General features: G+C 58.6%; 1 protein-coding gene. It reads left to right on the forward strand.

Going from position 1 to position 1,414, the window contains the following annotated elements; genetic code table 11:
- Positions 1–47: 47 nt before the first annotated feature.
- Positions 48–1,076 (forward strand): IS110 family transposase, encoded by a 1,029-nt coding sequence (locus CT676_RS43645; RefSeq protein WP_135217356.1) that lies wholly within the window; start codon positions 48–50, stop codon positions 1,074–1,076.
- Positions 1,077–1,414 lie beyond the last annotated feature (338 nt).

Genomic DNA, 1,414 nt, shown 5'->3' on the forward strand with positions numbered 1-1,414 from the left:
TCCGTTATCGTTGAGCCCTCGCAATCAAATGATTCGAAGGAGCTCCCATGAAGCAGTACGTCGGGCTGGACGTCTCACAGAGAGAAACCGCTGTGTGCGTTGTCAACGAGACTGGTCAAGTAATCTTCGAAGGAAAAGCCAAGTCTAATCCTGGTGTCTTGACTGACCTGCTTAGCAAACATGCGCCTCATGCCGAGCGTATCGGCTTCGAGACCGGTGCGATGGCGAGTTGGCTATGGCATGAACTCCGCAGGGTTGAGCTTCCGGTGGTCTGCATCGACGCTCGGCATGCGCACGCAGCTTTGTCGGTCCGAATGAACAAGAGCGATCAGAATGATGCGCGAGGCCTTGCCGAACTGGTGCGGGTTGGATGGTATCGAGAGGTCAAAGTCAAAAGTGAGGAAAGCCAGAAGATCCGAGCGATCCTTGTCGCCAGATCTCGGCTAGTGTCCATGCGCCGAGACATCGAGAACCAGGTTCGCAGCTTGATCAAGGAATGTGGATTGCTTTTCCCTCGCGCGATCGGCCAACAGTTCCGCAACCAGGTCAGCGAACTCTTGGGCGTCGATCATTTGCTTCTCAGCGTGATATCGCCGCTGCTCTCGATCCACGAGAACGTTTGTCAGCAACAAGGTAAGTTCGACAACGAGGTCCGCCGGTTGGCAAAGCTGGACGAGACGACGCGTCGCCTGATGACGGTCCCGGGGGTCGGTGTCGTGACGGCCCTAACGTTCCGCCACACGATCGATGACCCCTCGCGCTTCCGATCGGCTTCGACGGTCGGCGCCTACCTAGGCCTTACGCCGAGGCGCAGCCAATCCGGCGAAGCCGACACCAACGGAAAGATATCTCGATGGGGCGACCGGCTTCTCCGAACTTACTTGTTCGAGGCCGCCACTGTCCTTCTTTATCGAACCAAAAAGTGGTCTTCCCTAAAGGCCTGGGGCATGAAGCTCGCCAAGCGGATCGGCATGAAGAAGGCAAAGGTCGCCATCGCCCGAAAGATCGCCGTGATTCTCCACTGCATCTGGGTCGATGGCACATCGTTCGACTGGGGCCAGCCGAAGCCAATCTGATATTTGCTCGCAAGTTCCTGGTCCGGTCCGCCGGACTGGCGATGTCCCGCTGGGACGGTGGTCGTGGTGACCTCGGTCAATCGGCTGGTGGCGGTTCGCCCGCACTCCGCTGCAAACGTTGAGGCGCCCGATCCGGACATCATCATGAGGCGCTCGCGACCTCGGAAAGGACCATGACCCCAGCTACGACATCAACCCAACCCGCTGAAGCCGCCAACGACGTCGATTGCCAATCCCGCTAGGCAATCGTCTCGCCATCCGCGATCGCTCCGTCTCCGCAACCTGACCAGCTCCGACGGAGCAATCGCTACCGGCGTGTCACTGGAGAGAGGAAGAAT

This window comes from Bradyrhizobium sp. MOS001, assembly GCF_004634465.1.
GTDB classification, from domain to species: domain Bacteria; phylum Pseudomonadota; class Alphaproteobacteria; order Rhizobiales; family Xanthobacteraceae; genus Bradyrhizobium; species Bradyrhizobium barranii.

Bases quoted from the DNA above. Each gene is read 5' to 3' on its own strand.
- CT676_RS43645 (WP_135217356.1), top strand. From the start codon at position 48: ATGAAGCAGTACGTCGGGCTGGACGTCTCACAGAGAGAAACCGCTGTG.